Origin of the sequence: Microbacterium sp., from assembly GCF_035556355.1 — a bacterium.
Lineage (GTDB): Bacteria > Actinomycetota > Actinomycetes > Actinomycetales > Microbacteriaceae > Microbacterium.
This window is the reverse complement of record NZ_DATMFG010000041.1, coordinates 1-15,570: the sequence shown is the minus strand read 5'-3', so window position 1 is coordinate 15,570 and position 15,570 is coordinate 1. Positions and strand designations below refer to the sequence as shown.

The window sequence follows — 15,570 nt, the reverse complement described above, 5'->3', positions numbered from 1 at the left end:
GTCAGTACCTCACCCTCGGGTCGAGGAACGCGGCTATGACGTCCACGATGAAGTTCGTCACGGCGACGATGATCGCGATCATCACGACGATCGCCTGCACCGCGACGAAGTCGCGCGCCGCGAGGTAGCGGGCGAGCTGGAACCCGATGCCCTGCCATTCGAACGTCGTCTCGGTGAGCACGGCGCCGGCGAGCAGGATCGCGATCTGCAGACCGATGACCGTCACGATCGGGATGAGCGCCGGCTTGTAGGCGTGCTTGCGCACGAGGCGGTACTCCGAGACGCCGCGCGAGCGGGCGGCGTCGATGTACGGCATGTTGAACGTGCCGATGACGTTGGTGCGCACGAGGCGCAGGAAGACGCCCGCGATCGCGAGACCCAGCGTCATGGCGGGCAGCACCGCGTGGGCGAGGACGTCCTGCACATAGGCGGGGTTGCCCGACGCGATCGCGTCGATGATGTAGAAGCCTGACCCGCCGCTGCGGTTGAGGGCGATCTCGGTCCGCACGTTTGCGCGGCCGCTGACGGGGAACCACCCGAGCCACACCGAGAAGATGAGCTTCGCCACGAGGCCGGAGAAGAACACCGGGGTGGCGTAGAAGAGGATCGCCCCGACGCGAAGCGCGGCATCCGGCGCCTTGTCGCGCTTGGCCGCGGCGACGAGGCCGAGCGGGATGCCGACGACGAAGGCGACGATGAGCGCGTAGAACGCGAGCTCGGCCGTCGCGGTGCCGTAACGGACGAGCACGTCGATGACGGGCTGACGGTCGGTGAGGGTCGTGCCGAAGTCGCCCGTGAAGATCTGACCGAGGTACTCGATGTACTGGACGATGATCGGCCGGTCGAAGCCCGCTTCGCGGATGCGCTCGGCTAGCTGGTCGGCGGGGAGTCGCCCGCCGAGCGCGGCGGTGATCGGGTCTCCGGTGAGGCGGATCATGAAGAACACGACCGTCACGAGGATCGCCACCGTCACGAAGATGAGGAGGAACCGCGTGAGGAGGTAGCGACCGAGCTTGCCTCCTCCCGACTTCGACCGCGATGCGGCAAGCAGGGGTGGCGGCTGATCGACGGGTGCGACCTCGCTCGTGGTCATGGGTGGAGCCTATCTATCGGAGAACACGGGGAAAGGGGGCGGATGCCTCGGCGTCGGACCCCCGGCCGCACGGCGATGGGGCGGCCCGGCGAGCGGACCGCCCCATCGACTGCACCGCAGCCTTACTTGGTGATCGGGGCGAAGCGGAGCTTGAACGACGCGTCGAGGATGACCCCGTCGACGTCGGTGCTCGCAACGGCCACCTGAGCACCCTGGAGGAGCGGCAGGGTCGAGAGCAGCTCGGCGACGCGCGACTGGATGTCTTCGATCATCTGCGTGCGCGTGTCGGGGTCGGTCTCGACGGCCTGCGCGAGGATGAGCTCCTCGGTCTGGGCGTCACTGAAGTGGTTGCCCAGGAAGTTCTCCGTGAGGAAGAACGGCGTCAGGTAGTTGTCGGCGTCGGAGTAGTCCGGGAACCAGCCGAGCTGGTACGCGGGGTACACGTCAGACGTGCGGTCCTCCGAGTACTGGACCCACTCGGTCGACTTGAGGTCGACGGTGAACAGGCCGCTCTCCTCGAGCTGCGACTTGACCATGGCGTACTCGTCACCCGACGAGGGGCCGTAGTGGTCGGGGCTGTACTGCAGGCTGAGGGCGACGGGCGTCTCGACGCCGGCCTCCTCGAGGCGAGCAGCCGCCTTCTCGACGTCGGGGCCGCCGTTGCCGTCGCCGTACAGCGGCTTGAGCGCCTCGATCGCACCCGCGAAGCCCTCGGGCACGTACGAGTACAGCGGCGTGTAGGTGCCCTTGTAGACCTGCTCCGAGATCTCGTCGCGGTCGATGAGGTCGGCGATCGCCTGACGCACCGCGAGCGCCTTGGCCGGGTCGGCCTCGGGCGTCGTCGCGCCGTACGGCTGCGTGTTGAAGTTGAACACGATGTAGCGGATCTCGCCGCCGGGGCCGTCGATGACCTGGACGTTGTCGTTGCCCGAGAGGTCGTCGACATCGGTCGCCGACAGGCTGCGGTACGCCACGTCGACGTCACCCTCCTGCACGGCGAGCTTCAGGTTCGACGACTCCGCGAAGTACTGCAGGATGACGCCCTCGTTGGCGGGGGCGTCGAGCAGACCCTGGTAGTTCTCGTTGGGCGTGAACTCGACGGTCTTGTTGAAGTCCCACGACGTGATCGAGTACGGGCCGCCGAAGGCGTTCGCGTCGACGATGTCCTGGTCGGGGGTGATCGAGTCGGCCGAGAAGACCTCCTCGTCGACGATCGCGCCGGGGAAGCTCGTCAGGATGAAGGGGAACACCTGGTCGTTGGGCGACTTCAGCTTGAAGACGACCGTCGTCTCGTCGGGCGTCTCGATGCTGTCGAGGTTGTACAGCAGGCTCGACGCGCCGTTCGGGTCGGCGATCGCGATGTTGCGCTCGAACGAGAACTTGACGTCCGACGACGTGAGGTCGTTCCCGTTGGCCCACTTGAGGCCCTCGGGCAGCGTCACGGTGTACTCGGTGTCGGACGTGAACTCCGCCGACTCGGCGAGGTCGGGCACGACCTCGGTGCTGTTGTAGTCGGTGTTGACGAGGTACGGGAAGACCTGGGTCTGGACCGCGAGCGAGCCGTTGTCGTACGAGCCGGCCGGGTCGAGCGTGGTGACCTTGTCGGTGGTGCCGACGATGATCGGCTCACCCGACGCGTCGCCGTCGCCGCCGTTGCCGCCGCCACCGCCGGCGCAGCCGGCGAGGAGGATGGCCGAGGCGCCGAGCGCCCCGATCGCGAGGCCGAGTCGGCCGCGCGCGCTGTGATGCAGTGACATTCTGTACACCTCTGCTGATTGGGGACGACCGTGCGGGGTAGGCGCGGTCCACCCGCAATCCTCTCTCCGACCAGGCGTATCCGGAAATCCGGTGAAGATTTCGTAACCAGACTGAAACCGATCAGTCGCGCGCGGCCCACCACGCGCGAAGGCGCCGCTCCGCCTCTTCTTCGCCGAGCAGTCCCTCATCCAGGCGCAGGTCGAGAAGGAAACGGTACGCCTCGCCCACCTCGCGCCCGGGCTTGATGCCGAGGATCTCCTGGATGCGGTTCCCGTCGAGCTCGGGGCGCATCGCGTTGAGCTCCTCCTGGGCCGCCAGCTCGGCGATGCGGCGCTCGATGTCGTCGTACGCGGAGGCGAGGCGCGCGGCCTTCCGGCGATTGCGCGTGGTCACGTCGGCGCGCGTCAGGATGTGCAGGCGCTCGAGCTCGGGACCGGCGTCGCGCACGTAGCGTCGCACCGCGGAGTCCGTCCACGCCCCCTCGGCATAGCCGAAGAACCGCAGGTGCAGCTCGATGAGCCGCGCCACGGAGTTGATCGTGTCTGTGTCGAACCGCAGTGCCTGCAGGCGCTTCCGCGCCATGCGCGCGCCCTTGAGGTCGTGGTGGTAGAACGTCACCCCGCCACCGGGCTCGAGCCGGCGGGTCGCGGGCTTGCCGATGTCGTGCAGCAGCGCAGCGAGGCGCAGTGGGACGTCGGGTGCCGCATCCGGGTTCCTCGCCTTCTCCAGTTCGATCGCCTGACGCAGCACCGTGAGCGTGTGCTCGTAGACGTCCTTGTGGTGGTGGTGCTCGTCGACCTCGAGGCGGAGCGCGGGGATCTCGGGAAGGAACTCGTCGATGAGGTGGGTCTCCACGAGAATGCGGATGCCGCGCACGGGGTCGTCCGTCTGCAGCAGCCTGACGAGCTCGCCCTGGATGCGCTCGGGGCTCACGATCGACAGCGTCTGACGCAGGTCGGCGATCGCCGCCTCGGTGTCGGGGTCGACCTGGAAGCCCAGCTGGGACGCGAAGCGGGCGGCGCGCAGCATCCGCAGCGGGTCGTCGCCGAAGCTCACCGCGGGGTCGACCGGCGTGCGCAGCCGCCCGGCGACGAGGTCTTCGACGCCGCCGGTCGGGTCGACGAGCGTGCGACCGGGAACGCGCAGCGCCATCGCGTTCACCGTGAAGTCGCGGCGCACGAGGTCGCTCTCGAGGGTGTCGCCGAACTCGACCGTGGGCTTGCGTGTGACGCCGTCGTAGCTGTCGGCGCGGAAGGTCGTGACCTCGACCTGCTCGCCCCGCACGCGCGCGCCGATCGTGCCGAAGTCGCGGCCGATGTCCCACTGCGCGGTGCTGATCGGCTTCACGACGCGGAGGATGTCGTCGGGCCGCGCGTCGGTCGTGAAGTCGAGGTCGTGCACGTCTCGGCCGAGGAGTGCGTCCCGGACGGGCCCGCCGACGATCGCCAGTTCGAACCCGGCATCGGCGAACGCACGGCCGAGCGTGGAGACGACGGGAGACTCGGCGAGCGCGCCGAGGCGCGCGATGCCCTCGGCCATGTTGAGCATGGATCGAGCCTACCGAGAGGTCCGCGTCGCCCCGGCGCTGCGAAGCCGCCGCCGCCGACGGGATGCCCGTCACCGTCGGGTCGGCTGCCGGCCCGTCGGCGGCGTGGTCTATGTTTCCCGCACCCCCGAGCCCTTCCCAGAGAGCGCCGCACCCACTCGAACTCCCCAGTACGAGATGCGACGCCTCGACGCACCTGATCGGCGCGCCTGAGCCGAGATATTGCCGTGCTCCGGCACCCCGCGTCAATGCTTCTTTTGTAAAGGTTTGGTATACATCGCCACGCCCCGTCGGACGGAGGGGCCGCTATCCACTCTGATCAGGCGAAAATCAGTAAGCCTGAGAACACGAGCTCACGCACGCGCGGAAGCAGCTCTTTACGAAGTGCAGAGGCATCCGCGTCGAGCAGCTCCGCGATCGCATCGATCAGCGCGCCGGCGGGAAGGTCGCCGTCGCACGCTCCGACGAGCGCCGCGAGTGCCGGATCGACCGAGAAGGTTCGGCCGAACCCACCTCCTTGACGCAGCTCGATGACGGTCGGATCGGCCTCTCCGGGACGATGGTGCCGCGCCTCTGTCACATCAGGGGCGACCGAGAAGACGGATGCCGCAACCCCCGTGTCATCGAGCCCCGAGAGCCGATCGTGGGCGGCGAGCGCCGCCGCGAGATGCTCGCCGAGCCCCGCCTGGTCGGGCACCGCCTGTGCGACGCTCTCGTACCGCGCGAGCGTCGGAACCCCCTCGACCGGACGCCGCAGCAGCACGTAACCGAACCCGATCTCGGTGACCCCGCGCGCCGCGAAGTCGTCGAGCCATGCGTCGATGAGTCGCGCGAACGCCGGCGTGCCCGGCACGGTTCCGCCGTCGCGGACCCACAGCTCGGCGTACGCGAGCGGGTCGAGCGACTCGCGTTCGACGACCCATGCGTCGAGGGGGACCGCGGATGCCTCGACCCACGCGCGCACGCGGTCGAGGCCCGGCGTGCCGTCGCGGCTCTCCCAGTTCGCGAGCAGCTGTGCGACGCCGCCCGGCGCGAGATGCTCGCCCGCCTGTCTGACGAAGGCGGCGACGAGATCGTCTCCGACCATGCCGCCGTCGCGGTACTCGTACTCCGGCACGTCGTCACGCCGGGGCGTGATGACGAAGGGCGGGTTCGACACGATGCGGTCGAACACCTCGCCGCGCACCGGTTCGAAGAGACTGCCGCTTCTCGTCTCGATCCCGTCGACGCCGTTGAGCAGGGCATTCATCCGGGTATAGGCGAGTGCGCGATCGGAGATGTCCGTCGCGACCGCGTGCGACGCGGCCCGGCGCGCGCGGAGTGATTGGATGCCGCATCCGGTGCCCACATCGAGCGCCCGCGCGACAGGCGTCGGCAGCTGTATCGCCGCGAGCGTGAGCGACGCGCCCCCGACACCGAGCACGTGGTCCTCCGGAAGCGGGCCGCCGAGCGCGGCCTCGTCGAGGTCGCTCGCGATCCACCACTCCCCGTCGCCGCGGGCGTCGGAGAACGACTGCGGTCGGATGAGCGCGAGGGGCCGGACATCGGGATCTGCGTCTCCCGCCCTCACGACCTCCGTGAGCCCGAGAGCCCCGAGCCCCTCGACCCCTGTGCGCGGGAGCGCCCGTTCTACGTGGTGGGCGGGTTGCGGCATTCCGAGCACGAACAGGCGCGACAGCACCGCCACCGCGTCGTCGCGACCCGCGAGGCCGCGCAGCGCCGGTCCGCGAAGTCCTCGCACGACGGCATCATCGGCCGCCGCACCCCAGCCGGACCGCACGGCCTCCGAGGTGTACCCCGCATCGCGCAGGTCTTCGGCGAGCGTGCGGCAGAGCTCTGGGTCGGGGTTCGGCGTCACGGCGTCCATTCAACCCGCATCCGCCCCGCCTCACCGGGTGCGCCCGACCCCGACCCGTAGAATCACACGAGATCGTGCGGTCGTGAATCGCACACGAGCGAAACCCCCCAGCATGACCGTGACCTCCCCTGCACCGGGATCACCCGGACGCCCGGCGCGCCGACGCTGCGCCGGCGCGCTCGCAGTGGTCGGCATGGTCTTCGCGCTCGTCATGGCGATCGTGCTCCCGGGCGCTGCGCCGACGGCGGCGGCGGATTCCTCGCCCACCCCCACTCCGACCCCGACCAGCACCGGCGAGACGGTGTTCACGCTCGCCCCCGTCGGCAACGGGATCGTGCGGCCGGGCGAGGCGCTCACCGTGTCGGTCTCCGTCCGGAATGAGACTCCGCTCTCCGTGTCGGCGAGCGCGGTCACCCTGTCGCTCGGCCGCAACGCCCTCCCCAGCCGCACCGCGCTGCGCGCGTGGCTCGCCGGCGACACCGACGGGGTCACGGTCGCGCCGGCCGCCGACATCGTCCTCGACGCGGTCGCACCCGGCGGCGAGCAGTCCGCCGCGATCGCCGTCCCCGCCGATCACGCGGCTCTCACGGGTCTGGCTCCCGGTGTGTACCCGCTCGTCGCGACGTACGAGCTCCCGTCGGGCCCTCTCGTCTCGACGAGCGCCATGATCGTCCCCGACGACGCGTCGCCCGCCGTCGGTGTGGGCGTGCTCGTTCCGATCACGGCGCCGCCGCTCGCCGAGGGGCTGCTCTCCGCCGACGAGCTCGAGGCGCTGACGGCGCCGGGCGGATCGCTCGCGAACCAGCTCGACGGGGTGACGGGCACGTCCGCGATCCTCGCGGTCGACCCGGCGATCCTCGCCGCGATCCGTGTGCTCGGCGCCGCCGCCCCGGAATCCGCCCTCGCCTGGCTGGAGCGCCTCGAGGCGCTCCCCAACGCGCGCTTCGCGCTGCAGTACGGCGATGCGGATGTCGCCGCCCAGGTCAACGCCGGCATCGAGCCGCTCGCGCCGACGTCGCTCACCGCGTACATGAACACGACGGACTTCCCGGCGCCCACACCGTCGCCCACCCCTGACGGGAGCCCGTCGCCGACGACGTCTCCCGAGGCGAGCCCCTCGCCCACGGCCGACCCGGATGCGCCCGTCCTCCCGACTCTCGACGAGCTGCTCGATGTCGGCGCTTCGCGTTCGAACGTGTACTGGCCGGCGACCGGCACCGCGAGCGCCGCGGTCGTGGACGCCCTCGCCGCGCTGGGCACCGAGGACGATCCCGCCCTCACGATCCTCTCGTCGACCGACACCGCCGCCGGGCGCGGTGGGGGAACGGTGACCGCTCACGCGGCATCCGGCGAAGCCGACCTGCTCGTGTACGACGCGGACGTGTCGGCTGCCCTCAATGCCGCTTCGTCGTTCGACGGCACGGCCGGTCGGGGCGCGCCGCTCACCGCAGCGACCGCGTACCTCGCGTTCGCGATGGCCGAGTCCGCGGGCGCGTCGATCCTCGTGACGCTCGACCGCGGTGCCGATCGCTCGCACACCTCGATGCGCGCCGCGATCAATGCGGCGGCGGATGCGCCGCGCGCGGCCGAGGCGTCGCTCCCCCTTCTCACCGCCGAGCCGCCTCGGGCCGCGCAGCTCACCGACGCAGAGCCCGATCAGGTCCGCACCGACGCGGTGTCGGCACTCACGGCCGACGAGAACGAGGTCGCGCGCTTCGCGACGATCCTCGACGATCCGTCGCTGCTCACCGGTCCGCAGCGAGCCGAGGTGCTGCAGCTGCTCGGCAACGGGTGGCTCCCCGACCCGACGTCGTGGCAGGTCGCGCTCGCCGAGAACCGCGAGCAGACGCGCACGCGGCTCGACTCGGTCGGAATCCTCCCGCCCAGCACGATCCAGCTCTTCACGTACGGCGCGGGCGTGCCGGTGTGGGTGCGCAACGAGCTCCCGTATCCCGTCAACGTCGTGCTCTACGCTTCGCCCGACGACCTGCGCCTCGACGTGCAGGAGGCGACCCAGGTCACGGCGGGCGCGGCGAGCAACACGCGCGTCGAGGTGCCTGTGCAAGCCCGCGTCGGGAGCGGAGAGGTGACCGTCGACCTCCAGCTGCGCAGCCGTACATTCGAGCAGATCGGCGATCCGCAGTCCGCGGACGTATGGGTGCGCGCCGAATGGGAAACCGTCGGCACCGTCGCCCTGGGCATCGTGGTCGCGGCCCTCCTCGGCCTCGGTGTCGTGCGCACGGTCCTGCGGGCGAGACAGCGGAAGGCGGATGCGGCGACCCGCGCCGCCGGCGGCGCATCCGCCCCGCGTGATGACGGCGAGGCGGAGTCGTGAGCGGAATCGGTCGCGCGAGCGCGCTCATCGGCGCCGGAACCGTCGTCTCACGATTGACGGGATTCCTCCGGGCGATCGTCCTGGTGTCTGCGATCGGCGCGACGTCGGGAGCCGGCAACGCCTTCGCGATCGCGAACCAGCTGCCGAACAACATCTACGCGATCGTGTCGACCGGTCTGCTGTCGGCGGTCGTGGTGCCGCAGATCGTGAAGGCGGCCGCGCACGACGACGGCGGCCGCGCGTTCATCTCGAAGCTCTTCACGCTCGGCACGGTCACACTCCTGGCGGTCACGGTCGTCGCAGTCGTCGCGGCACCGTGGCTCGTGCAGCTCTACGCCCCCGAGTTCCCGCCCGAGCAGCAGGCGCTCGCGACCGCGTTCGCGTATTGGTGTCTGCCTCAGGTCTTCTTCTACGGGCTGTACGCGCTGGTCGGCGAGTCCCTCAACGCACGACGGGTGTTCGGGCCGTTCACGTGGGCGCCGATCGTGAACAACGTCGTCTCGATCACAGGCTTCATCGTCTTCATCCTTCTTTTCGGGCAGACCCAAGCCGTCAGCGAATGGACGCCCGAGATGATCGCGCTCCTCGGCGGCACAGCCACAGCCGGCATCGTCGTGCAGGCCCTGATCCTGCTGCTGTTCTGGCGGCGTACGGGTCTGCACGTGCGGCCGGACTTCCGCTGGCGCGGTGTCGGCCTCAACCACATCGGGCGGCTCGCGGGGTGGACGTTCCTCATGGTCGTCGCCGGGCAGATCGCGGGCCTGATCCAGTCGCAGGTTCTGTCGGAGGCCGCCGAGCGCAATCCCGGCATCTTCGTGTCCCAGAACGCGTGGCTGCTGTTCATGCTCCCGTACTCGATCATCGTGCTCTCGATCGGAACGCCGTACTTCACGCAGCTGAGCGAGCACGCCGCCAAGGGACGCAGCGATGACGTTCGAGCCGACATCGGTCGCAGCATCCGCACCCTCGGGGTCTTCATCGTGATCGCGACCTTCGCTCTCGCCGCGGCGGCCGTGCCCGCGTCGCGCATCTTCACCGGCAGCCGCGACGAGGCGGTCGGTGCGGCGGTCGTGCTCGTGTGCTTCCTCGTGGGACTCATCCCCCTCGCGGTGCTGTTCGTGGTGCAGCGCACCTTCTACGCCTACAACGACACACGCACGCCGTTCTTCTTCACGATCGTGCAGTGCGCGCTCGTCATCACCACCGCGTGGCTCGCGCAGGCGCTTCTGCCCGTGGAGCACCTCGCGGCGGGCGTCGCGCTCGGCCAGTCGTTCGCCAGCATCGTGCAGGTCGTGATCGCGACGTGGCTGCTCGAGCGGAAGCTCGGGCGGATCGGCACGGCATCGTGGCTCTTCTCTCTCGGGCGGTTCACGCTGGCCGCGATTCCGGCGGCAGCCGTCGGATGGCTCGTCTTCGTGCTGTTCGGCGGTGTCGACGGATGGACGGCATCCGACAAGCTCCTCGGGGCGGTCGGCGCCGCGGTCATCGGGATCGTGTCCATCGCCGTGTACGTCGGCATGCTCGCCCTCCTGCGAGCCCCCGAGCTTGCAGTGGCGACGCAGGTCGTGCGGCGCGTCATCCGCCGCTGAGCGTGGTTTTCGTCCCGTGGAACGCCTTCAGGGACCCGGAATGCCGCGCGGCTACCATGTGTTGAACCATCCGGAACCATGAAAGGGGCGCTCGTGCGTCAGGTCATCATCATCGGATCGGGGCCGGCGGGTTACACCGCAGCCATCTATGCGGCTCGGGCGAACCTCAACCCGCTCGTCGTCGCCAGCTCGGTCGAGGCCGGCGGTGAGCTGATGAACACGACCGACGTCGAGAACTTCCCCGGCTTCCCCGAGGGCATCCAGGGCCCTGACCTCATGACGAAGATGCAGGAGCAGGCCGAGCGATTCGGCGCCGAGATCCTCTACGACGACGCGGTCGAGCTCGACATCGACGGACCGGTCAAGCGCGTCAAGCTCGGCTCGGGCAAGGTCGAGGAGGCCGACGCGCTCATCTTCGCGACGGGCTCCGCGCCCCGCAAGATCGGCATCGAGGGCGAGTCTCGTCTGTCCGGTCGCGGTGTGTCGTACTGCGCCACGTGCGACGGCTTCTTCTTCCGCGAGCGTGTCATCGCGGTCGTCGGCGGCGGCGACTCCGCGATGGAGGAGGCGACGTTCCTCACGAAGTTCGCGTCGAAGGTCTACGTCATCCACCGCCGCGACGAGCTGCGCGCGTCGAAGATCATGCAGGAGCGCGCGTTCAAGAACGAGAAGATCGAGTTCGTCTGGAACAGCGAGGTCGTCGACATCCTCGGCGACGATGCGGTGACCGGTGTCGTGCTGCGCAACACGGTCGACGGTTCCACGTCGGAGCTCGCGCTCGACGGCGTGTTCGTCGCGATCGGCAACGACCCTCGCGTCCACCTCGTGCACGGCAAGCTCGAGCTCACGCCCGAGGGCACGGTGTGGGTCGACGGCCGGTCGTCGCGCACGTCCGTTCCGGGTGTTTTCGCGGCGGGGGACGTCATCGACCCGACGTACCGTCAGGCGGTCACGGCCGCCGGAAGCGGCACAGTCGCGGCGCTCGACGTCGAGCACTACCTCGCCGCGCTCGGTGAGGCGGGAGCGCCCGATGTGCACGGCGACCAGATCGAGAACCTCGCAGGAGCCGACGCGACCGTCTGACAGCCCCCGCGTGCGGGCGGGCCGGCGCACCGGAACAATCCGGATGCCGAACGCGTTATCACAGAGACTGACTTCCGATCGAAGGAGAGAATATGACCGCCAAGGCGACGACGTCCGCGACGTGGGAGCAGGACGTGCTTCAGGCCGAGGGCCCCGTGCTCGTGGACTTCTGGGCCGAGTGGTGTGGCCCGTGTCGCATGGTGTCGCCCGTCCTGGACGAGATCCAGTCCGAGCACCCCGACAAGATCACTATCCTCAAGCTCAACGTCGACGAGAACCCCGACCTGGCGATGAAGTACCGGATCACCTCGATCCCCGCCATGAAGGTGTTCCAGGGCGGTGAGGTCAAGACGACGATCATCGGGGCCAAGCCCAAGTTCGCGCTCGAGCAGGACCTCGCCGAGTTCATCGGCTGAGATCTCCGGTCGCACAGACGGATTCGTCCCGGTCAGCGTTCGCTGGCCGGGGCTTTCGTATGCCGGATGCCGGCGCCCGAATCGCGGCTACGAGGCGTCGACCCGCACAACGGCGTCCCACCGGCGTGGGGCGCCCGTCTCCCCCAGCAAACGCCACACGGCCCGCGTGAGCGGTGGGTAGTCGAGCGCGATCTGTCGAAGCACTCGATAGTGCCGCGCGGCGTTGGGCATCGAGCCGCCGTTGGCGGCGATGTTCTCGGCCCGCAGCATCAGGACGACCAGCTCATCGACCGTGGGCAGATCCTCCATGAACTCCCACGGATCTTCACCGGCGCGGAGCCGCTCGTCGACGAGGACCGACAACTCGTCGGTCGCCTCCGCACGGAGCAGTTCGAGACTCGCCCGCTTGCGCGGCGTCTGCTCGTGCGTCGTCATTGGTCAAGCGTAAGCGCTCCCGGCGACGTTGCGGCCGACGCAGGCGGGCGAGCGGAGAAGTCGTCGCCTTCTCGTCCCCCGGCGTCGCGCCGAGTCGGCGGCGAGTGCCGCTAGAGCGCCCCGTACTCCGATTCGCCGATCTCGGCCAGGATCCGGTTCAGATCCTGGATGCTCGCGAAATCGATGCTGATCTGGCCTTTTCTTGCGCCGAGCGAGATCTTGACGCGCGTGTTGAGCCGGTCCCCGAGGCGCGCGGCGACCTCGTTCAGGTGCGCTTGGCGGCTTCCCGGCTGCGGCTTGGGGACGCGTCGGGTGCCCGCATTCGGACTCTTGGCGGCGAGCTCTGCCGCGCGCACCGACAGGTCTTCGTTCACGATCTTGTCGGCGAGGCGCTGCATCGCCTCGGGCGAGTCGAGGGACAGGATCGCGCGGGCGTGGCCGGCCGACAGCACGCCGGCGGCGACACGCTGCTGCACGGGCAGCGGCAGCTTGAGAAGGCGGATCGTGTTGCTGATCTGCGGACGCGAGCGGCCGATGCGGGCGGCGAGCTCCTCCTGCGTGATGCCGAAGTCCTCGAGGAGCTGCTGATACGCGGATGCTTCTTCGAGGGGGTTCAGTTCGGACCGGTGGAGGTTCTCGAGGAGCGCGTCGCGCAGGAGGTGCTCGTCGGCCGTGTCGCGGATGACCGCGGGGATCGACTCGAGGCCGGCCTCGCGGGCAGCTCGGGTGCGGCGCTCCCCCATGATGAGCTCGTACGTCCCGTCGCCCTTGTCGCGCACGACGACCGGTTGCAGCACACCGAACTCGCGCACACTGTGGACGAGTTCAGCGAGGTCGTCGGGGTCGAAGTTGGTGCGTGGCTGGCGGGGGTTCGGAACGATCGCGTTCGGGTCGATGTGCACCAGCCGGGCGCCCGGAACCTCGACCAGCTCCTCGAGCTCGGCCGACGACGGGACGTCGTCCTCGGCGACCGTCCGTGGGAAGAACACGTCGCTCGGACGCACCTCGGTCGGCTCGGCCGTCGGGATGAGGGCGCCGATCCCGCGACCCAGACCAGTGCGCTTCGCCATCAGGCGCCTCCTTCACTCAAGACGTGCTCATTCTCGGCGACGGCCGACTCGGCTTCGTCGATGCTCTCTTCGCCGACAGCCTCGCCGAGTGCGGCTTCGGCGTCGCTGCCGGCGAGCAGGCCGCTTTCACCTCGTGCGACGATCTCGACGGCCGCCTCGCGGTACGCGACCGCACCCGCGGACTGCCCGTCGTATGCGATGACGGTCTGGCCGAAGCTGGGAGCCTCCGAAACGCGCACGGAGCGCGGAATCACGCTGTTCAGCACCTCGTTGGGGAAGTGCGCCCGTACCTCTTCGGCAACCTGCTGGGAGAGACGGGTCCGCCCGTCGTACATCGTCAGCAGGATCGTCGAAAGTCGCAGCTCAGGGTTCAGGTGCTTCTGGATCATGCGGACCGTTGCGAGCAGTTGGCTGAGACCCTCGAGTGCGTAGTATTCGCACTGAATCGGGAGCAAGACCTCCTGGGCCGCGGTGAAAGCGTTGATCGTCAGCAGACCGAGCGACGGCGGGCAGTCGATCAGCACGAAATCGAGACGCTCTTCCGACGAAGCGAGGTAGTCGTCAAGGGCGGTGCGCAGACGGTGCTCACGGGCGACCTGCGACACCAGCTCGATTTCGGCGCCCGCGAGATGGATCGTGCTCGGGGCGCAGAGCAGATTCGGAGACTCAGGGCTCACCTGAATGATGTCGGCCAGGGGAAACTCGTCGATCAGCACGTCGTACACACTGGGGGTGTCGGCGTTGTGCGGCACATTGAGTGCGGTGGACGCGTTCCCCTGGGGGTCCAGGTCGATCACGAGCACGCGCGCGCCGAGGTCTGCAAGCGCTGCGGCGATGTTCACCGAGGTCGTCGTCTTGCCGACGCCGCCCTTCTGGTTCGAGATGGTGAGGACGCGCGTCCTGTGGCCGCTCAGGTCGAGCGAAACGTCGTCGAGAGCGCGGCGGCGGGCCGTCAGTGAGGCGAGTTCGCGAGCGAGCGGGGTGTCTTCGTCGTCGATCGAGAAGGATGCCGCGGCGTCGGCGTCCTCGGGTGGTTTCACGTGAAACACCTCTTCTTCGCGCTCGTCCATGGCCGCCTTCCACTCTAGCCGCCACTCATGAGCCGCCCACCCGGAAACCGCGACCTCGGCCCGATCTTCGCCACCGATGTCTTCGCCGAGCCCGTCTCCGCGGCCGATTTCGATCCCGAGTCGATCGTCAGGAACCGGCACGCCGTCTTGACCGTCATGCAGCGGCGACTCCTCGACTTCGAGGGCGCTGTTCGAATCGTCGCGCGAGACGTCCTCGTCAGTCCCGGTCAGCTCACCCGCCACCGATGGGGCTGCGGAATCTTCTTCGGCAGCGCCTGCGGGAGTCCCCGCGCTTGGCGCGTCGCCGCCCTCACCCATTGGTGCCGGCGATTGACGGTCGTCCTCTACCGCCGCTGACTCGTCGCGACCTGCCGGTTCAACCGCCCGTCCCGCCGGCGCCGAATCATCGTCGGTGACATCACCGTCGTTCGCGTCAGGGCTCGTGGCTTCGTCGGACTCCACGGCGGCCACGAGAGCCGCGGAGCCCACGGTCATCGGGACCGGGACGACTCCCCCTTCGTCGGCGGGTCGTTCTGACGAAGCGTGCTGCTCTCGGGCGGCATCCGCGTCATCGTCGGCGCCGGGGTTCACTGAGTCAGGCTGCTCCTCGCGGGGTTCCGCGTCTCCGCCCCCGGTGGGAACGTCTTCGGAGGACGATGCGTCGCCACCTGTTGCCGTGGCGTTGTCAGCGGCTGCGGAAGCTTTCGGGCGAAGCTGCTCGTCGTTCACGCCTGATGCGTCCGGTGTCGATGCTGCGCCCGCGCTTCTTTCCGCGAGCGGTTTCGCCTCATCGGCGACCGCGGATGGTTCTCCAGGGCGAGATTCCCTGTTCGGCTCCGCTCAATTCCGCGGCTGGTCCCTCGGACGACTGCCGGTGATCCGCTTGCGTCACCGGTCGATGCGTCGGCTGACTGTCCGCGGCCTTGTTCTTCGAACCAACGCCGAAGAGTCGCAGGATCGAGGCCCACAATCCTCGTTTCACGTGAAACATCACCTCTCGCGACTTGTGGATCTCGATGCGGGCGCGTCGTCGCGGCACCTCTCCTCACACTATCCAGGCAGGAGCTGCCCTCCCGTCGCATGACACTCTTCGCATGACACTCTTCTCATGGCAGTCCGGGTGAGAGGACGGCGCTGTAGCGAAGCCTGGCCGTGGTGGTCGCTGAGATGTCCCGTCGGTTGCGTCCAATAGCGTGGTGTACGGATCGGGTGACCGTGTCGCTGCGGACGTAGCGACGGTCACCGCGTGATCCTTCGAGAGAACTCTTCACATCCATCTCGAAAGGAACCACGACGATGACCGTCGCACCCCACGAT

General features: G+C 69.0%; 11 protein-coding genes. 4 read left to right on the top strand and 7 right to left on the bottom strand.

All coding sequences use genetic code 11. The features are described 5' to 3' along the window. Position 1 precedes the first annotated feature (1 nt). The 4 genes from VNR19_RS11440 to VNR19_RS11425 all read right to left on the bottom strand — a co-directional run bounded on the left by VNR19_RS11440 (position 2) and on the right by VNR19_RS11425 (position 6,264). Positions 2-1,093 (bottom strand): ABC transporter permease, encoded by a 1,092-nt coding sequence (locus VNR19_RS11440; RefSeq protein WP_325726841.1) that lies wholly within the window; start codon positions 1,091-1,093, stop codon positions 2-4. A 122-nt stretch (positions 1,094-1,215) separates the two neighbouring features. Continuing rightward, positions 1,216-2,850 carry an ABC transporter substrate-binding protein gene (locus VNR19_RS11435; RefSeq protein WP_325726840.1) on the bottom strand — a complete coding sequence of 545 codons (1,635 nt, stop codon included), beginning with the start codon at positions 2,848-2,850 and terminating at the stop codon, positions 1,216-1,218. Between the two features lie 121 nt (positions 2,851-2,971). Then, positions 2,972-4,399 (bottom strand): CCA tRNA nucleotidyltransferase, encoded by a 1,428-nt coding sequence (locus VNR19_RS11430; RefSeq protein ID WP_325726838.1) that lies wholly within the window; start codon positions 4,397-4,399, stop codon positions 2,972-2,974. Positions 4,400-4,716: 317 nt separating this feature from the next. Further along, on the bottom strand, positions 4,717-6,264 hold the full coding sequence (locus VNR19_RS11425; protein WP_325726836.1) for a DUF7059 domain-containing protein: 1,548 nt from the start codon (positions 6,262-6,264) through the stop codon (positions 4,717-4,719). A 103-nt stretch (positions 6,265-6,367) separates the two neighbouring features. On the opposite strand from VNR19_RS11425, the gene VNR19_RS11420 reads away from it, so the two are divergent. The 4 genes from VNR19_RS11420 to trxA all read left to right on the top strand — a co-directional run bounded on the left by VNR19_RS11420 (position 6,368) and on the right by trxA (position 11,678). Continuing rightward, positions 6,368-8,590 (top strand): DUF6049 family protein, encoded by a 2,223-nt coding sequence (locus VNR19_RS11420; protein ID WP_325726834.1) that lies wholly within the window; start codon positions 6,368-6,370, stop codon positions 8,588-8,590. Beyond that, a complete protein-coding gene (murJ, locus tag VNR19_RS11415) occupies positions 8,587-10,179 on the top strand; it encodes a murein biosynthesis integral membrane protein MurJ (RefSeq protein WP_325726832.1) in 1,593 nt (530 codons plus the stop codon). The genes VNR19_RS11420 and murJ overlap by 4 nt, the downstream gene beginning before the upstream one ends. 93 nt (positions 10,180-10,272) lie before the next feature. After that, a complete protein-coding gene (gene trxB, locus VNR19_RS11410) occupies positions 10,273-11,262 on the top strand; it encodes a thioredoxin-disulfide reductase (protein ID WP_325726944.1) in 990 nt (329 codons plus the stop codon). Positions 11,263-11,354: 92 nt separating this feature from the next. Next, the gene (trxA, locus tag VNR19_RS11405) at positions 11,355-11,678 is read left to right on the top strand and encodes a thioredoxin (RefSeq protein ID WP_325033005.1); all 324 of its coding nucleotides are present in this window, start codon (positions 11,355-11,357) and stop codon (positions 11,676-11,678) included. Between the two features lie 87 nt (positions 11,679-11,765). Here trxA and VNR19_RS11400 read toward each other — a convergent pair whose 3' ends face one another. The 3 genes from VNR19_RS11400 to VNR19_RS11390 all read right to left on the bottom strand — a co-directional run bounded on the left by VNR19_RS11400 (position 11,766) and on the right by VNR19_RS11390 (position 14,253). Further along, entirely contained in the window at positions 11,766-12,113 is a 348-nt protein-coding gene (locus VNR19_RS11400) for a tryptophan synthase subunit alpha (protein WP_325726830.1), read from the bottom strand. Positions 12,114-12,223: 110 nt separating this feature from the next. After that, the gene (locus VNR19_RS11395; RefSeq protein WP_325726828.1) at positions 12,224-13,183 is read right to left on the bottom strand and encodes a ParB/RepB/Spo0J family partition protein; all 960 of its coding nucleotides are present in this window, start codon (positions 13,181-13,183) and stop codon (positions 12,224-12,226) included. Beyond that, positions 13,183-14,253 (bottom strand): ParA family protein, encoded by a 1,071-nt coding sequence (locus VNR19_RS11390; protein ID WP_414684155.1) that lies wholly within the window; start codon positions 14,251-14,253, stop codon positions 13,183-13,185. The genes VNR19_RS11395 and VNR19_RS11390 overlap by 1 nt, the downstream gene beginning before the upstream one ends. Positions 14,254-15,570: the final 1,317 nt, after the last annotated feature.